15 protein-coding genes are annotated in these 14,818 nt (G+C 62.3%); 9 read left to right on the top strand and 6 right to left on the bottom strand.

Annotated elements, in window-relative coordinates:
- Nucleotides 1–221: 221 nt before the first annotated feature.
- Complete coding sequence (gene thrC / locus ACYQ6T_RS06840) at nt 222–1,661, top strand: threonine synthase (protein WP_459829167.1); 1,440 nt, start codon at nt 222–224, stop codon at nt 1,659–1,661.
- Nucleotide 1,662: 1 nt separating this feature from the next.
- Here the strand turns inward: thrC and nadC are convergent, their stop codons facing one another.
- Nucleotides 1,663–2,511 carry a carboxylating nicotinate-nucleotide diphosphorylase gene (nadC, locus tag ACYQ6T_RS06845; RefSeq protein ID WP_459829168.1) on the bottom strand — a complete coding sequence of 283 codons (849 nt, stop codon included), beginning with the start codon at nt 2,509–2,511 and terminating at the stop codon, nt 1,663–1,665.
- Nucleotides 2,508–3,422, bottom strand: coding sequence for an HDOD domain-containing protein (locus tag ACYQ6T_RS06850; protein WP_459829170.1), 915 nt, complete (start codon nt 3,420–3,422; stop codon nt 2,508–2,510). Before ACYQ6T_RS06850 ends, nadC begins: the two co-directional genes overlap by 4 nt.
- 159 nt (nt 3,423–3,581) lie before the next feature.
- Between ACYQ6T_RS06850 and ACYQ6T_RS06855 the strand changes: the two genes are divergently transcribed.
- Genes ACYQ6T_RS06855 through ACYQ6T_RS06865 form a run of 3 tightly spaced genes read left to right on the top strand, consistent with a single transcriptional unit; the run spans nt 3,582 to nt 7,041 of the window.
- Nucleotides 3,582–3,938, top strand: a complete 357-nt coding sequence (locus ACYQ6T_RS06855; protein ID WP_459829172.1) for a hypothetical protein — start codon at nt 3,582–3,584, stop codon at nt 3,936–3,938.
- Between the two features lie 6 nt (nt 3,939–3,944).
- Complete coding sequence (locus ACYQ6T_RS06860) at nt 3,945–5,231, top strand: sensor domain-containing diguanylate cyclase (RefSeq protein WP_459829175.1); 1,287 nt, start codon at nt 3,945–3,947, stop codon at nt 5,229–5,231.
- Between the two features lie 4 nt (nt 5,232–5,235).
- A complete protein-coding gene (locus tag ACYQ6T_RS06865; protein WP_459829178.1) occupies nt 5,236–7,041 on the top strand; it encodes a M61 family metallopeptidase in 1,806 nt (601 codons plus the stop codon).
- Here the strand turns inward: ACYQ6T_RS06865 and lexA are convergent.
- A complete protein-coding gene (gene lexA / locus ACYQ6T_RS06870) occupies nt 7,031–7,684 on the bottom strand; it encodes a transcriptional repressor LexA (RefSeq protein WP_459829181.1) in 654 nt (217 codons plus the stop codon). The genes ACYQ6T_RS06865 and lexA overlap by 11 nt on opposite strands.
- Nucleotides 7,685–7,739: 55 nt before the next feature.
- On the opposite strand from lexA, the gene ACYQ6T_RS06875 reads away from it, so the two are divergent.
- On the top strand, nt 7,740–8,204 hold the full coding sequence (locus ACYQ6T_RS06875; protein WP_459829183.1) for an FKBP-type peptidyl-prolyl cis-trans isomerase: 465 nt from the start codon (nt 7,740–7,742) through the stop codon (nt 8,202–8,204).
- Nucleotides 8,205–8,229: 25 nt separating this feature from the next.
- Complete coding sequence (locus tag ACYQ6T_RS06880) at nt 8,230–9,210, top strand: diguanylate cyclase domain-containing protein (RefSeq protein WP_459829186.1); 981 nt, start codon at nt 8,230–8,232, stop codon at nt 9,208–9,210.
- Here the strand turns inward: ACYQ6T_RS06880 and gloB are convergent.
- On the bottom strand, nt 9,193–9,993 hold the full coding sequence (gloB, locus tag ACYQ6T_RS06885; protein WP_459829188.1) for a hydroxyacylglutathione hydrolase: 801 nt from the start codon (nt 9,991–9,993) through the stop codon (nt 9,193–9,195). The two genes, ACYQ6T_RS06880 and gloB, sit on opposite strands and share 18 nt — an antisense overlap.
- Nucleotides 9,994–10,015: 22 nt before the next feature.
- Between gloB and ACYQ6T_RS06890 the strand changes: the two genes are divergently transcribed.
- The 3 genes from ACYQ6T_RS06890 to dnaQ are packed head-to-tail and all read left to right on the top strand — an operon-like array spanning nt 10,016 to nt 11,888.
- A complete protein-coding gene (locus tag ACYQ6T_RS06890; RefSeq protein WP_459829191.1) occupies nt 10,016–10,702 on the top strand; it encodes a class I SAM-dependent methyltransferase in 687 nt (228 codons plus the stop codon).
- The gene (rnhA, locus tag ACYQ6T_RS06895; protein ID WP_459829194.1) at nt 10,695–11,159 is read left to right on the top strand and encodes a ribonuclease HI; all 465 of its coding nucleotides are present in this window, start codon (nt 10,695–10,697) and stop codon (nt 11,157–11,159) included. Before ACYQ6T_RS06890 ends, rnhA begins: the two co-directional genes overlap by 8 nt.
- Before the next feature lie 3 nt (nt 11,160–11,162).
- The gene (gene dnaQ / locus ACYQ6T_RS06900) at nt 11,163–11,888 is read left to right on the top strand and encodes a DNA polymerase III subunit epsilon (protein WP_459829197.1); all 726 of its coding nucleotides are present in this window, start codon (nt 11,163–11,165) and stop codon (nt 11,886–11,888) included.
- A 61-nt stretch (nt 11,889–11,949) separates the two neighbouring features.
- Here the strand turns inward: dnaQ and mutS are convergent, their stop codons facing one another.
- On the bottom strand, nt 11,950–14,598 hold the full coding sequence (gene mutS / locus ACYQ6T_RS06905) for a DNA mismatch repair protein MutS (protein ID WP_459829199.1): 2,649 nt from the start codon (nt 14,596–14,598) through the stop codon (nt 11,950–11,952).
- On the bottom strand, nt 14,595–14,789 hold the full coding sequence (locus tag ACYQ6T_RS06910; protein WP_459829202.1) for a hypothetical protein: 195 nt from the start codon (nt 14,787–14,789) through the stop codon (nt 14,595–14,597). The genes mutS and ACYQ6T_RS06910 overlap by 4 nt, the downstream gene beginning before the upstream one ends.
- Between the last annotated feature and the right edge of the window lie 29 nt (nt 14,790–14,818).

The raw sequence follows: 14,818 nt of genomic DNA on the forward strand, positions 1-14,818 counted from the left end.
CCCACAAACCAAACCAAACACCAACACACGAAACACCGCAAACACCGCACACAAGACGCGCACCCCAAAACAGGGGGCGCTCCCTTGCACACGGGCCATCACCACCTCCACACACACCCAACACCCAAAAAAACCAGCAAGGCAAGCAGAGCAACGGGGCTCAAGCGAGTTCTTGTATAATTCCCTGTTCTTGATCCATTTTTCGTACACAAGGGGGCGTTGTGCACTATCTTTCGACGCGTGGACAGGCACCACAACGGCAATTCCGTGAGATTTTGCTCGAGGGCTTGGCGAGTGACGGGGGGCTCTATGTTCCCGAGCACTATCCGCAGTTCTCTAGTCTGAAACTGCGCGAGCTTTCCCGACTCCCCTATGCAGAGCTCGCCTTTACGATTCTCACCTCTTTTGCCCCTGAAATTCCTGCCGGTGACCTTGCGCAACTCCTCTTGGATACCTACCATGCCGGCCGTTACCCCTATGCACGGCAGCGCATCCAGGCGTCGCGCGTCGCGCCGCTCACGTGGCTTGAGGAGGGGCGGCTGGGACTTCTCGAGCTCTCCAACGGCCCGACGCTTGCCTTCAAAGATATGGCGATGCAGCTCCTGGGAGCTCTTTTCCAGTACGTTTTGGAAAAAGAGGGGAGTTATCTCAACATTCTGGGCGCCACTTCAGGGGACACCGGTTCAGCTGCCGAACACGCAATGCGTGGTCGCGACCGCATTCGCGTCTTTATGCTCTCACCTGCTGGGCGAATGAGTCCGTTCCAACGGGCCCAGATGTATAGCTTGAACGACGAGAACATTCACAATTTGGCTGTCCGCGGTTCTTTTGACGACGCACAGGACATTGTCAAGGCACTGGGGGCCGATCAGACCTTCAAAGAGACCTACCGCCTGGGGGCCGTTAACTCGATCAACTGGGCGAGAATCGCCGCGCAGGTCGTCTACTACTTCGCTGGGTATTTTCAAGCGGTCGAGCGCGTCGGTGATCCGGTGAGTTTCGCCGTCCCGAGTGGCAATTTTGGCAATATTCTGGCCGGCCATATCGCGCGGATGATGGGGCTTCCTATCGCGGAGCTGATTCTCGCGACCAACGAAAACAACGTACTCGACGAATTTTTCCGCACCGGCATCTACCGTCCGCGCCGTTCCAGCGAGACCTTCGTGACCTCCAGCCCGTCGATGGATATTTCGAAAGCATCCAATTTCGAACGCTTCGTCTTCGACCTGGTGGAGCGCGACGCGGCGGTGGTGAGAAAGCTCTGGCAGGAGCTTGCCGAGACGGGCGCGTTTGATCTCAAGAAGACACCTTACTGGCAGACGATGGGGCGTTTCGGTTTCGTCTCGGGGGCGAACACCCACGCGGGGCGCCTGGCGACAATTCGCGAGACGTGGCAGCGGTATCGCATCTTAATTGATCCCCACACTGCCGACGGGGTTAGTGTCGCGCAACGCGTTGCGGACCCCCGTTTCCCTGTGGTGGTTCTGGAGACGGCGCAACCGGCGAAATTTGCCGAGACGATCGTGGAAGCGGTCGGATTTGCGCCGCCGCGCCCCGCGCCATTTGTCGGGATCGAAGAGGCGCCGCAGCGCGTGGTCGAGCTGCCTGCCGACGTGGACGCGGTGCGCCGCTATGTTGAAGCGCACGCGCTGCATCGGTAGGTCAAATCTCGACGTGGCGTAGCGAAAAATCGATCGCGCGCACGTCTTTGGTGAGGCGGCCGATCGAGATGCGGTGAACACCGGTTTGGGCGATTTGGCGGACGCGCTCGAGATCCACACCCCCCGACGCTTCGAGTTGGGCGCGATTCCCGGTGATGCGTACCGCCTCGCTCATCTCCTCAAGACTCATGTTGTCAAGCAGAATCATCGTCGCGCCACAACGCAACGCCTCTTCAAGCTGCGTCAGATTCTCCACCTCGATCTGAATGAAGACGTTCGACGGGGCAATGCGGCGCGCCGCTTCGAGCGCCTGGGCGATTCCTCCTGCGGCGATGATATGGTTCTCTTTGATGAGGATGCCGTCGTAGAGTCCGATGCGGTGGTTGGTTCCGCCGCCCACCCGCACGGCATATTTCTGCGCGAGCCGTAGCCCAGGGATCGTTTTACGGGTGTCGACGATCTGCGCTTGGGTCCCTTCGACCGCGCGGCAGTAGTGGCGCACTTGGGTGGCGACACCGGAGAGGAGCTGCAGGAAATTGAGCGCCGTCCGCTCAGCGGTCAGCAGCGTACGAGCGCGCGATTCGACCTCGCAGATCGGTTGATTGGGTTCGATCGCTTCCCCTTCGCGGGCAAACCAGAGGATCATCGCCTCGGGTTCGAGGAAGCGGAAAGCGGCCTCAAACCATGCTTGGCCGCAGAGGATCGCAGGTTCGCGGCTGATCAATCGCCCGCGTGCCTCTTTTTCGGGATCGATCAACTTGGCGGTGAGGTCGCCGCTGCCAATATCCTCGGCGAGCGCCGCGGCAACGTTTTTCGCGATTTCCGCTTTGAGGGTATCGGTGTCGATCATCGACCAGTCACTCCTTTCGCAGTAGGTTGGGGTATCTCTCCGGTCACCGGAGGGGTGAGTCCGAAAACAGGCCAGAACTCGTAGGGAACCTCAAGCCGGCGCAAAAGCGCTTCACGGTTGAGGTGGATCAGCTTTTCGATGGCCTCAATATCTTCAGGCAGATGGGGGTGGCTCCAGCCGCTTTTACTGAGGTGGCGCGCCAACCGGGTGGCCAGCAGCACCGTTTTCGTCCGGGGATTCTCTTCGTTAGCCGGGTCCATCAGCTCTTTGAGGATCCTTGGTAGAAATAGGCGTTGGATCACCGCTTCGCGCAATTCGTGGTCGGTGGTGTTGAAGACTTTGCGTTGCAACACTTCGATTGGGTGGTTGGGGAAACGTTTGCGCAATGCAAGCATGAGCTGCATCAACTTAGGGGCAAAGAGCCAGAGAAGCATCTCGTTGATCTCGAAGAGGAGCGCTGCGATCGTGACCTCTTCAGCGTTGATGTCGCGTCGAAGGAGCGACCAGTCGTGGGCGAAATGGGCCGCTTTGCGTGCCCGCACGATACGGGAGAGGAGCCATTTGAGCGCGGTGGGATCATTGCTGAGCGCCGCTTCAACCGTCTCCAAAGACTTCACCTGAGCGATAAAGGGTTGAAGCCCGACCATCATGAGCGCACTGGTGATCGCCGTGAGTTCGCGGCTTTGACTCTTTTTTCGCTGCTGGAGGGTGACGAGCGTTCGCAGCGTGAGGAGAGGGTCCTTGATGACGATATCGGCAAGTTCATGGATGTTGATCTCGCCAGCGACTTGCGCCATTTCGGTCACTTTTCGTTGACTCTGCCGCAAAATCGGTAAGGATCCGACCTGCTGGGCGAAGAACTCGGCCCACGCACCAGCGTCTGGTAGCGGTTCCTCGATCTGGGGAATCATGGTGCTGCTCCGTGATCGCGCTAGGGCCATTATCGCAAAAAACGGGGGAATTCAACCGCCGATCCGATCCGGCGCTAGGGATGGCGAACCAGTGTGGTCGGGGAGCGCGTGCCAAGTGGAGAGTCGCGATAAAATCGCGGCGGAACAGGGAGGGCGACCATGGTGCTACCGGAATGGGAAAACGATGTCCAGCTCTTGGAGCATGCGATCGCGGCAAAGCTCGTTGCGCTGGGGGTCGACTGGCAGAACGAGCAGGCGTTGCGCCAGTTGAGTCGGGAGATCTTTCAGTTGCACGAGGAGGAGCTGCAGCGATCGCTCTACTCTCGCCAACTTCATGATCGTCTGATCGCTGAGTTGGCGGGCCTCAGTCAATTGATGCTCCGCATGATGTCGCGGGCCGCGGAGGAGGGGAGCGAGTTGCACGGTGGGCCGGTGTGGAAAGCGTTTGCTCGCGCCCTCTATCAGGAGGGGGAGGCGTTGGGCGTGGTTGCGCCGAGCGTACCCCGCTCGCTTTGAGCCCTTATGGACCGCTCTTCGATCTCTGATCCCTCTTTTTTGGCGTTGGCCGCTGCCGATCTTGCGCTGTGGCAGCTCGATTTTCGCGCCGAGGTGGCGATTCTCGATCAGAGGTGGGCCGAGTGGCTCGCCATTTCGCCGAGCGAATTCTCGGCGCGGCAGGGAAAATTCTCTTTTGCCGAGTGGCGAAAGCGGCTGCACCCGCACGATCTTCCCCGGGTGCGGGCGGCGCTCATTGCGTTTGTCAAGGGGGAGACCGACCTCTACAGTGAGCGCTACCGGATCAGGAGTGATGAGGGAAAGTGGGTTTGGCTGGAGGATCGCGGGCGAATCGTTGAGCGCGACGAGCAATCGGGTCGAGCGCTCAAGGGGATCGGCGTTTGCCGCAACATCACCGCCGAGATGGAGCAGGCGGCGTGGAAAGAGTGGCTGTCGCAGGCGGTGCTCCACTCGCCCGTCGCCACCCTGATCTGCGACGCGTCGCAACAGGTGTTGTGGGCCAACCCGGCAGCGGAATCGCTCTTCGGGAGCCGTTCGCGCGTTGTGGGCCATGCTGTCCATGAGCTGCTGGGAAAAGAGGCTGGCGGTGAAGAGCAGAACGAAAGTGAGGGAAACGGCGGCCGAGCGCCTGTTTTGGTCACGCTGCCACTCGGGGACCACCTCTTGTATGTCGAGCGGATTGTCACCCGGTTTGAGTCCCCGACTTCTGGTGAAATCTTTTCCGTCTATGTCCTCCACGACGTCACTCAACGAATCGAGCTCGAGCAGCAGTTGCGCCATCTGGCACTGACCGATGTGCTCACGGGGCTGCCGAACCGTCGTGCCTTCATGGAGCGGGCAACAAGCGAATTTGCTCGCTATCAGCGAGGTGGCGGGTGCGAACGGCTTGCGGTGGCACTCGTTGACCTCGACCACTTCAAACGGATCAACGATTCCTTCGGCCATAGTGCGGGCGACGCGGTGTTGCGCGATTTTGCTCGCGTCCTGCACGACAACTTTCGCTCAATGGATGGTTTGGGCCGGCTCGGCGGGGAGGAGTTCGGCATTCTCGTTCCGTTGGTGCCGCCCAACGATCAGCCGTTGATCCCCTTTGAACGGCTGCTCACTGCGGTGCGCAGCCGGCAGGTGAACTTTGCGGGCGATGCGATCTCCTACACCTGCAGTATCGGGGTCACCGAGGTCGGCTCCTCTGATCGATCGCTCGATGACGTTTTGGCGCGTGCCGACCGGGCACTCTATCGCGCCAAGGAGGAGGGGCGTAATCGCGCGGTTTGGCTTGCCCCCGGGGAATAAAACGATGCTTCACTATTCGCTTGCCTTTTCAGACCCCCGCAACCATCGGATTGCAGTGACCTTGACCTTTACTGCCGCGCAAGCGGGAAGCGTTGCGCTCCTCATGCCGGTCTGGATTCCCGGCTCCTATTTGGTACGGGAGTTTGCCCGCCACGTCATCGCGGTAAACGCCTGGACAACGCGAAGGGGGCGGCGGTTGCCGCTTCCGGTGGTGAAGGAGGCGAAAAACCGCTGGGTGATCGAAGGGGTGGCGGCAAATGACCCCATTACGGTCTGCTACGAACTCTGGGCGCATGAGCGCTCGGTTCGCGAGTCCTTCTTGAGCGACGATCGGGTCCTTTTGAATGGCACCAGCCTCTTTTTGGTGCCGGAAGGGCGGCTGGGCGAGACGGTTCTTCTCGATTTGGCGTTGTCCCCCGCTCACCCCGAGTGGACGGTGGCGACGACCCTTCTGCCCGAGCGGGTCGAGGCGAATGGGGCGGGCCGCTACCGGGCTCATGACTACCACGAGTTGGTCGATACCCCGATCACGATGGGGCCGCTCTTGCGGTTACCCTTTGCTGTCCAGGGGATTCCCCACGAGGTGGTGGTCACGGGGCACACGAACTGCTTCGATTCCGCGCGCCTCATCCGCGATCTTTCCGCCGTCTGTGCAACGCAAATCGCCTTTTTCGGTGCGGCCCCTTTCGACCGCTACCTTTTTCACCTTCATGTGACCGACGAGGGGTATGGCGGGTTGGAGCACCGCAACAGTTCGGTACTGGTGGCGACGCGCACAAATCTCCCGTGGGAAGGGATGGTCGGGACGCCGGAGGGGTATCGCCAACTCCTTGGGCTTTTCAGCCACGAATACTTCCATGCGTGGCTTGTCAAACGGCTGCGGCCGCGGGAGTATCGGGTCTACCACTATTTTGCCGAACAACCGACGCGCCTTTTGTGGCTCTTTGAGGGGTGGACCGCTTACTACGACAACCTCTTTTTGCGCCGCGCCGGGGTGATCGACCCGGCAACCTACCTCGGCTGCCTTGCTGAGGAGCTCACCCGCGTCGTGGTCAACCCCGGCCATCAGGTGCAGTCGCTCACGGACGCCTCGTTCGACGCGTGGATCAAGTTCTACCGCGCGCACGACCACAGCGCAAGCCTCTTTGCCAACTACTATACCTTAGGGGCGGTCGTCGCGTGCGCGCTTGATTGGCGGCTGCGCGAACAGGGGGCTTCGCTCGACGAGGTGGTGCAGGCGTTGTGGCGCGCATACGGCTGCAACGAGCTTGGGGTAAGCGAAGAGGAGGTCTTTGCGATGGTCGAGGCGGTCGGCGGAAGGGCCGTTGCTGAGTGGCTGCGACGCCAGGTGACGTCGCCGCAGCCGGAGCCGCTCGCCCGCTTGGCGAAGCGGATGGGGTTGGTTGTCGAGACGGAATGCGACCCATTTCCCAACTTGGGCATCCGCTGGCATGAGGGGGAGCGCGCGCGGGGCCGCTTGGTGGTCGCACAGGTTTTGGCCGGAAGCAGCGCGGAAGAAGCGGGGCTCTCTCCGCACGACGAGGTGGTGGCGATCGACGGCGTCCAGGTCACCCCTTCCACGTGGGAGAGGATCTGCCAACGCTACAGCGCGGGCGACCGCGTGACGATCCACTTTTTCCGCGAAGGGCTATTGCGGGAGCGTCAAGCCGTTTTCGCTGAACCAGCAGTCAAAAGGGTGCGGATCGCTTGTGCGCGGCGTTCTTCGTCAGCGGTTCGCGCGCGGCGGGCAGCGTGGTTGGCGTTGTCTGAGGTTGCAGGTGGGGAAAAGAGGAGTGTGCTTAGAGGGTAGGGCGCACGACGCCAACGACCACCCCCTCCACCGCAAACGCCTGGCGCTTGGGGTCGACCAGAATCTGGGAATAGGCGGGGTTTTCGGCGCGCAGTTCGACCGTCGAACCTCGCGGGTAGAAGCGCTTCACGGTGACTTCGTCGTCGATGCGGGCAACGACGATCGCACCGCTTTGGACCTCGGTGCTCTGCCGCACAGCGACCAGATCGCCGGGAAGGATCCCGGCGCCGACCATGCTGTCGCCGACGACGCGCAAAAGGTAGTCGGCGCGGGGGCGAAAGGCGGTGGGGGCGATCGGATGGTACGCCTCGATGTGCTCGGCGGCAAGGATCGGTGCGCCGGCAGCGACTTTCCCGATCACCGGGAGTTGTTCTGCGGGCGCGCTCTCCGAAACCTCACTCTCCCTGAGCCAGTCGGGTTCAGCTTCGGCAAGGAGGCGGATGCCGCGGGCAAGGCCGCGATCGATCGCAATGAGTCCCCGGTCGGCAAGCGCCTGAAGGTGACATTGGGCCGCGTTGGGTGAGCGAAAATGAAACGCTTCGCACACCTCCTGTCGCGTGGGGGGGCGACCGTGCGCGGCGTGGAAGCGATACAAGAAGCGGAGAATTGCTTCTTGCCGCTGGGTGAGTTCAGCACGTCCCATGGTCACAATTGTAGCAGAGCTGCTACAATCCTCGAAACCAAAAAGGGGAAGGTCTATGCGTGTGACAAAAGATTCGGTGGTGACCCTCAACTATCGGGTGCTCGATACCGATGGTAACGTGATCGATGCGGGTGCTGAGCCGCTCGTCTATCTCCATGGCGGCTATGACGGGATCTTTCCCCGCCTTGAAGAGCTCATCCACGACAAAAGCGTGGGCGAGCGCTTTACGGTGAAGTTGCAGCCGGAAGAGGCGTTTGGCGATTACGACGAAACGCTGGTTCTGGTGGAAGACGCCACCCTTTTCCCTGAAAATATCGAGGTCGGCATGGCGTTCGAGCGGGTGACCGAGGCCGGAGAGGAGGATGTGATCTACCGGATTACCGATATCGCTGACGGCAAAGTGGTGATCGATGGCAACCACCCCCTTGCGGGGCAGGCGTTGGTCTTCGAGATCGAAATTGCCGCGGTCCGTCCCGCAACGCCCGACGAGATTGCCCACGGTCACCCGCACGGGGGCTGACCCGTTTCTGCCGGAGGGGGGGGCGATGAAAGTTCTGGTGGTCGAAGATACCGAGACGACCGCAGCGGTGCTCGTGCGGCACATCGAGGCGCTCGGTTTCGAGGTCTTTGTCGCGAAGAACGGGGAGGAGGGGGTAACGGCGTTCCAGCGGGAGCGGCCCGATATTGTCCTGTTGGATATTCTGCTCCCCGGAATCGATGGCATTGAGGTGGCGCGGCGCATTCGGGCGAGCGAACGGAACAGCGAATGGACGCCGATCATCTACCTTTCTGCAAAAAACGACGACGCCGCGATCGAAGCAGGCCTCTCCGCCGGGGGCGACGACTATCTCACCAAACCGATCTCGGCGGTGGTGCTGACGGCGAAGCTCCGGGCGATGCAGCGGCTCGCGCAGGCGCAAAAGAGTCTGTTGCTGCTGACGCAACGTCTGGATGAGGCCAATCGCCGGTTGCAAGCGATGGTTCATGTCGACGGCCTCACAGGGGTGGCGAACCGCCGGGCATTCGACGGGCGGCTCCTCGAGGAGTGGCGGCGGTGTCAACGTCTCCATCACCCTTTGACGCTGCTTCTTTTCGACGTCGACTATTTCAAGCGTTACAACGATTCGCGCGGCCATCTCGCGGGGGACGACGTGCTGAAAAGGGTCGCGCAGGCCCTGGCGGGCGCGTTACAGCGTCCGGGTGATCTCTTGGCCCGTTACGGTGGCGAGGAGTTTGCCGCGATTCTCCCTGACGTGGACGAGGTGGGGGGGGCGAAGGTCGCTGAGCGGATGCGCGCTGCCGTTGAGGCGCTGGCGATCCCTCACCCCGATTCACTCGCGGCGCAAATGGTCACCGTTTCGGTCGGGGGAGCGACGGCCGTGCCGGGTGTTACCCCTGGGGTGAACACCCCTGCGGTACTCCTCGATCTTGCCGACCGCGCGCTCTATCGCGCGAAGGCTTTGGGACGTAACCGCGCGGTGGTGATGTCGGCCGAGGCGCTGCAGCAGCTAGAACCGGTCGCGTAACGCGCGCAGCAGCCGGAAACGTTCTACGGCCGGCATCTCTTCATGCGAGAAGTTCCGGGTCGCGGTTCCCATCTCTTCTTGTAAACGTTTGGCGATCGTTGCGCTCTCTGTGACCCGAAAGAAGGGATTGACCGCTTTTTCGCGCGCGATCGTCGAGGGAAGGGTGGGAAGCGCTTGCGCACGACGCTCTTGACATTGCGCGCGGTAACGGCCAATTTCGGGGTTATCGGGTTCGATCCATTTGGCAAAGGCGAGATTCTTGAGCGTATATTCGTGGGCACAATAGACCTCAGTTTCGTCGGGTAACCCTTTGAGGGTCATGAGCGAGGTAAAGAGCTCTTCAGCCGTCCCCTCAAAGAGGCGACCACAGCCGGCGGAGAAGAGGGTGTCGCCACAGAAGAGCCAGCCGTTTCCCCAGTAGGCAAGATGCCCCCGGGTATGCCCCGGAATTGCGAAGAGGTCGAAAGAGACCGGTACACCTCCCGGCTCCTCGATCCGTTCTCCTCCGATGAGCGGCTGATCGCAATGAGGGATCGACTCACGGCCAGGGCCATAGACGGTCGCCCCGGTTGCGGAGACGAGTGCGTCGATTCCGCCCGTGTGGTCCGTGTGGTGGTGGGTGACGAGGATCGCGCCGAGGGTGAGATGCTTTTGCTCAAGCCACGCCAAAACGGGTGCGGCATCGCCCGGATCGACCGCAAGCGCCCGCTTGTCGTCGTGTACAATCCAGATGTAGTTGTCTTCGAATGCGGGGAGGGGCACGATTTTCAGGCGATCAGACATAGCCGATTCTCCTAGTCGTCAGTTGCGCGAGTGGTTCGCTACCGCCGCCGGCAACCAGGTTACGAAGTGGCTCGAGGCGAAATTACCCCATTTTTTGGCGGAGCAGGTCGGATTTTACGCGATCCACCTTGGGGTGTTGCCCTTTGAGCCGCTCGCTGCGGCGCGGGTGCGCTGGCGCTGGAGTGTCGCGCCCGACGCGGGTGAGATTCGTGCCGAATGGGAGCAGTTGCCGTTTGCGAGCAACGCGATCGATTGTGTGCTTGCCTCGTTTGTCTGGTCGCTCGCGCGCGACCCTTTTGCGGTTCTGCGCGAGATCGATCGGGTTTTGGTCCCCGAAGGGCGGCTCTACTGGGTGGCGTTCAATCCGTGGTCGCCGTGGCGGCTCACCGGCCGCATCCCCCCTTTCCCGACCCTGTCGGTTCCGCGCTTGCGCGACCATCTTCGGGTTTTGGGGTTTGAAACGCGTCTGGGGCGGTTTGGCGTCTACGCGCCGTTGGGCCCCTCCTCGCGTTGGGGTGCGCGGTGGGAGTCGATCGGAGATCGCTGGTTTCCCGCCCTCGGTTCGGTCTACCTGGTTGAGGCGATCAAACGGGTCGCGGGGGTGCGGTTGATCGAGCCCAACTGGCGGCAACAGCTCCATCTGCGGGCGACGCGCCTGGCGGGTGCGCGTCCGGCATCCTTGAACCATTGGACTCACGACGATGAGTGAAGAGCGTGTGACAATTTACAGTGACGGAGCCTGTTCGGGAAACCCCGGCCCAGGGGGGTGGGGGGCGGTGCTCCGCTGGCGCGGCACGGAGCGCAGGCTCTCGGGAAGCGAGGCGATGACCACCAACAACCGAATGGAGCTGATGGCGGTGATCGCAGCGTTGGAGGCGCTCAAGCGCCCAGTACCCGTTGACCTCTACACCGACAGTCAGTATGTCCAGAAGGGGATCACCGAGTGGTTGCCGCGGTGGCAGGCGCGGGGTTGGCGCACGGCGTCAGGGAGTCCTGTCGCCAACCGCGACCTCTGGGAGCGCCTTGCACGCGTGGCCAAGGAGCTCCCGATCACCTGGCACTGGGTCAAGGGGCACGACGGCAACGAGGGGAACGAGTTGGCTGATCGCCTTGCGCGCGACGCGATCAAAGCACTTCGCACTGGGTCTAACAAACACGAGGGGTAGCAGATGGAGCGGATCGTCACCTTGGATACCGAGACGACGGGACTCGATTGGAAGCGGGGCGATCGGGTGATCGAAATCGGTGCCGTCGAGATGGTTGGGCGAAAACCTTCTGGCCGCCATTTCCACGAATACCTCAACCCAGAGCGTCCGATCGACGCAGGGGCGACCGCGGTCCACGGTTTGACCGACGAGATGCTGCGAGACAAGCCCAAGTTCGCCGAAGTGGCGCCGGCGCTCCTCGATTTTTTGCGTGGGGCGGTGGTGGTGATCCACAACGCTTCGTTCGATTTGGGTTTCCTCAACGCCGAATTGGCCCGGAGCGGGCTCGAAACGACGATTGAGGCGGTCGCGGCGGAGATTGTCGATACCCTCAAGTTGGCGAAAACGCTCGACCCCACCAAGCGGGCGTCGCTCGACGCACTGTGCGAACGGTACGGGATCGACAACCGCCATCGGACGCTCCATGGGGCGCTCCTTGACGCCGAGTTGCTCGCCGAAGTCTATCTGGCGATGACGCGCGGTCAAGAATCGCTGCTGATCGATGAGCGCAGGGGAAATGAAACCGGTCAAAGGGGTTTAGATCGCTGGCGAAGGGACTCCGCCCTGGTCATTGCCCGGGTGACGGTGAGCGAAGAGGAGGAGGCGCTGCACGAAGCGATTCTGGCCGAGATCGATCAAGCGAGCGGCGGTAAGACGGTGTGGCGGAAGGTTTTGGCTTCGAGCGGGTGAGGCACTCGGGTTGTCCAGCCAGCGGAGTGTTGGTGCCTAGGGTGAACGGCGCAGGTCGGCGTTACTCCGAATGAGTCAGGCGCTCCGTCAACGCGACGTGGAGCCGCGTCAAGAGGTCGAGCACCACCGCAAGGGGGAGCTCCTCGGGCCTCTTTTCGGCAAGGGGCGCAAGCCACTCGGGCCAGTGAGGGGAAGGGGGTTCTGCAACCTCCGGTTGCTCCTTGGGCGTCTCCTCGTCAGTTGCAGTAAAGAGTGAGAGCTGCTGCGGGATGGGATGGCGGTTTCGTTCCAACGCCGCGAGGGTGCGGCGGGCTACCCGGAGCGCGTCGCGGGGAATGCCCGCCAACGCAGCGACATGGAGCCCGTAGCTTTGGCTCGCCGCCCCTTCGCGCACTTCGTGGAGAAAAACCACCTGCCCTTGATATTCCGTCGCGGCGACATGGACGTTGGCGCACGCCGAGAGTTGTGTGGCAAGCTCGGTGAGTTCAAAATAGTGGGTGGAAAAGAGGGTGAGCGCACGGTTCTTGTCGTGGAGGTGGCGAGCGATCGCGTGCGCGAGCGCCATACCGTCATAGGTCGATGTCCCGCGCCCCACCTCATCCATGAGCACCAGGCTCTGGTCGCTTGCGTGGCGCAAAATGTAGGCCGCTTCGCTCATCTCGACCATAAAGGTGGAGCGGCCTGAGGCGAGGTCGTCGGAGGCGCCGATTCGGGTGTAGATCGCGTCGATCGGCCCGATCGTCGCCTGGCGCGCGGGGACGAAGCTGCCGATATGGGCAAGGAGGGTGGCTAACGCCACCGCCCGCATGTAGGTCGATTTCCCGCCCATGTTGGGGCCGGTGATGATGAGGAGCCGCCGCGTCTCCCCGTCGAGGGTGAGGTCGTTGGCGACGAACTGCTCGATCTGCTGTTCAACGACTGGGTGGCGAAGCCCCTGAAAGAGGATTTTTCGCTCGTCGGTAAAGGTCGGTGGGGACCAGGCGAAGCGGTCGGCAGCTTCCGCGAGGGCGATGAGCCCGTCGAGCTCGGCAACCGCGTGACTGGTGGCTTGCAGCGCCGGGACAAAGGGCTTGAGCCACGCGACGAGCTCGTCATAGAGGAGCCGCTCGCGCGCGAGCGCCCGCTCCTCGGCTGCAAGCACCTGCTCTTCGAACGCTTTGAGTTCGGGGGTAATGAAACGCTCGGCGTTTTTGAGGGTCTGTCGGCGGCGGTAGTCGGGAGGAACCTTATCGAGGTGGCTTTTGCTCACCTCGATCGCGTAGCCGTGGACCTGGTTGTATTCGATTTTGAGGTTGGGGATTCCCGTGCGCGCCCGCTCCCGCGCTTCGAGTTCGAGGAGGAAGGTGGTGCTGTTGGCGCGCAGCGTCTTGAGTTCGTCGAGGAGGGGATCGTAGCCCGCGGCAAAGATCCCGCCGTCGCGGGGAACCATTGGGGGGTCGGCGACGAGCGCGGCATTGAGGCGCGTGACTACTTCAGGCGGCAGGGGAAGGGCGCTCTGGTAGCGCGCCCAGAGTTGAGCGGCGTCGTCGTGAGGCAAGAGCTCCGCAAGAGCGGTCAGGGCAGGCGCGGCGTCGCGGATCGCGGCGAGTTCCCGCGGACGGACGCTCCCCAACGCGACGCGGCTGGCGATCCGCTCGAGATCGGCGATCTGCGTGAGGTGCGCTTGCGCTGCGCGGCGAAACTCCGGGGCGGCGACGGCATAGCCGACGACCCGTTGGCGGCGCAGGATCTCGCTGCGGTCGCGCAGCGGCTGATGGAGGGCGTGGCGAAGCCATCTGCCGCCCATCGCGGTCACTGTGAAGTCGATCGTCGACAGGAGGGTTGGCGCCGCTTCGCCGCGCAGCGTTGCGGTGAGCTCAAGGTTCCTGCGGGTGGCTGGGTCGAGGTTGACGTACCGCTCAGTGGTCTCGCGCATGAGTGTCGTGACATGGGGAAGGGGCCCCTTCTGCATCTCGGCCACATAGGCGAGCACCGCCCCCGCAGCGGCAAGCGCGAGCGGCGTCTCGTCGCGGGAGAGACCAAACGCCGTGAGGTCAGCGACTCCGAACTGCTTTTTGAGCCGTTCCTCGGCAGAATCGACGGCAAAACGCCACGGAGGAAGCGGGCGTAACGCCGCAGGGCCGGCGTAGGGGGGCGCATGCTCCTCGGGGTAGAGGAGCTCCGCCGGTTCGATCCGCTCGAGGTGGGTGGCGAGCATCTCGTCGCGACACTCGAGCGCCACAAAGTGGCCGGAGGAGAGCGTCAGCGCAGCGATCCCATAGTAGACACCCCCCCGTTTTTTGCCGGGGAGGAGCGCGACGACTGGGGCGTCGCGGCGTTCATCCAGTAGCCCCGCCTCGACCAGCGTGCCGGCGGTGCAGATGCGGGTGATCGCGCGCGTCATCGGCCCTTTACTTTTGGGGTCGCCGATCTGTTCGGCAATCGCGACCACATAACCCGCCCGGACGAGCCGCCCGAGGTAGTTCTCGAGCGCGTGGTGGGGAATCCCGGCCATCGGGATCGGTTGCCCAGCCGATTCGCCCCGCGTCGTGAGGGTGAGGTCGAGAACCCGCGCGGCGATCGAGGCATCGTCAAAGAAGAGTTCGTAAAAGTCCCCCATCCGAAAGAGGAGGAGCGCCTCCGGGTGCTCGGCCTTGAGTTCCAGGTATTGCCGAATCATCGGGGTGTGGGCCTCGAGCCGCGCATCAGGGAGGAGGGACTGGGTGCTCATGGTTGAAAAAATCCCCAAAGGTCAACCCCACCGTGGCCGATGGGCGCGTGCGGCGCGCTTTCCCGTTGATCGACGGCCAAGTTTTCTAACTTGTTGTTTATCAATGTTTTATTTTGGTGGTCAAAATGGGTTCGATCTGTTGTCCGCCGCTTGGCGACGCCCTTTGCGCCCGTTTTTGCCAATCGTTCCACAAAGTTATCCACAGTTTTTGTGGACAGGA

This window comes from Hydrogenophilus islandicus, from assembly GCF_054657095.1.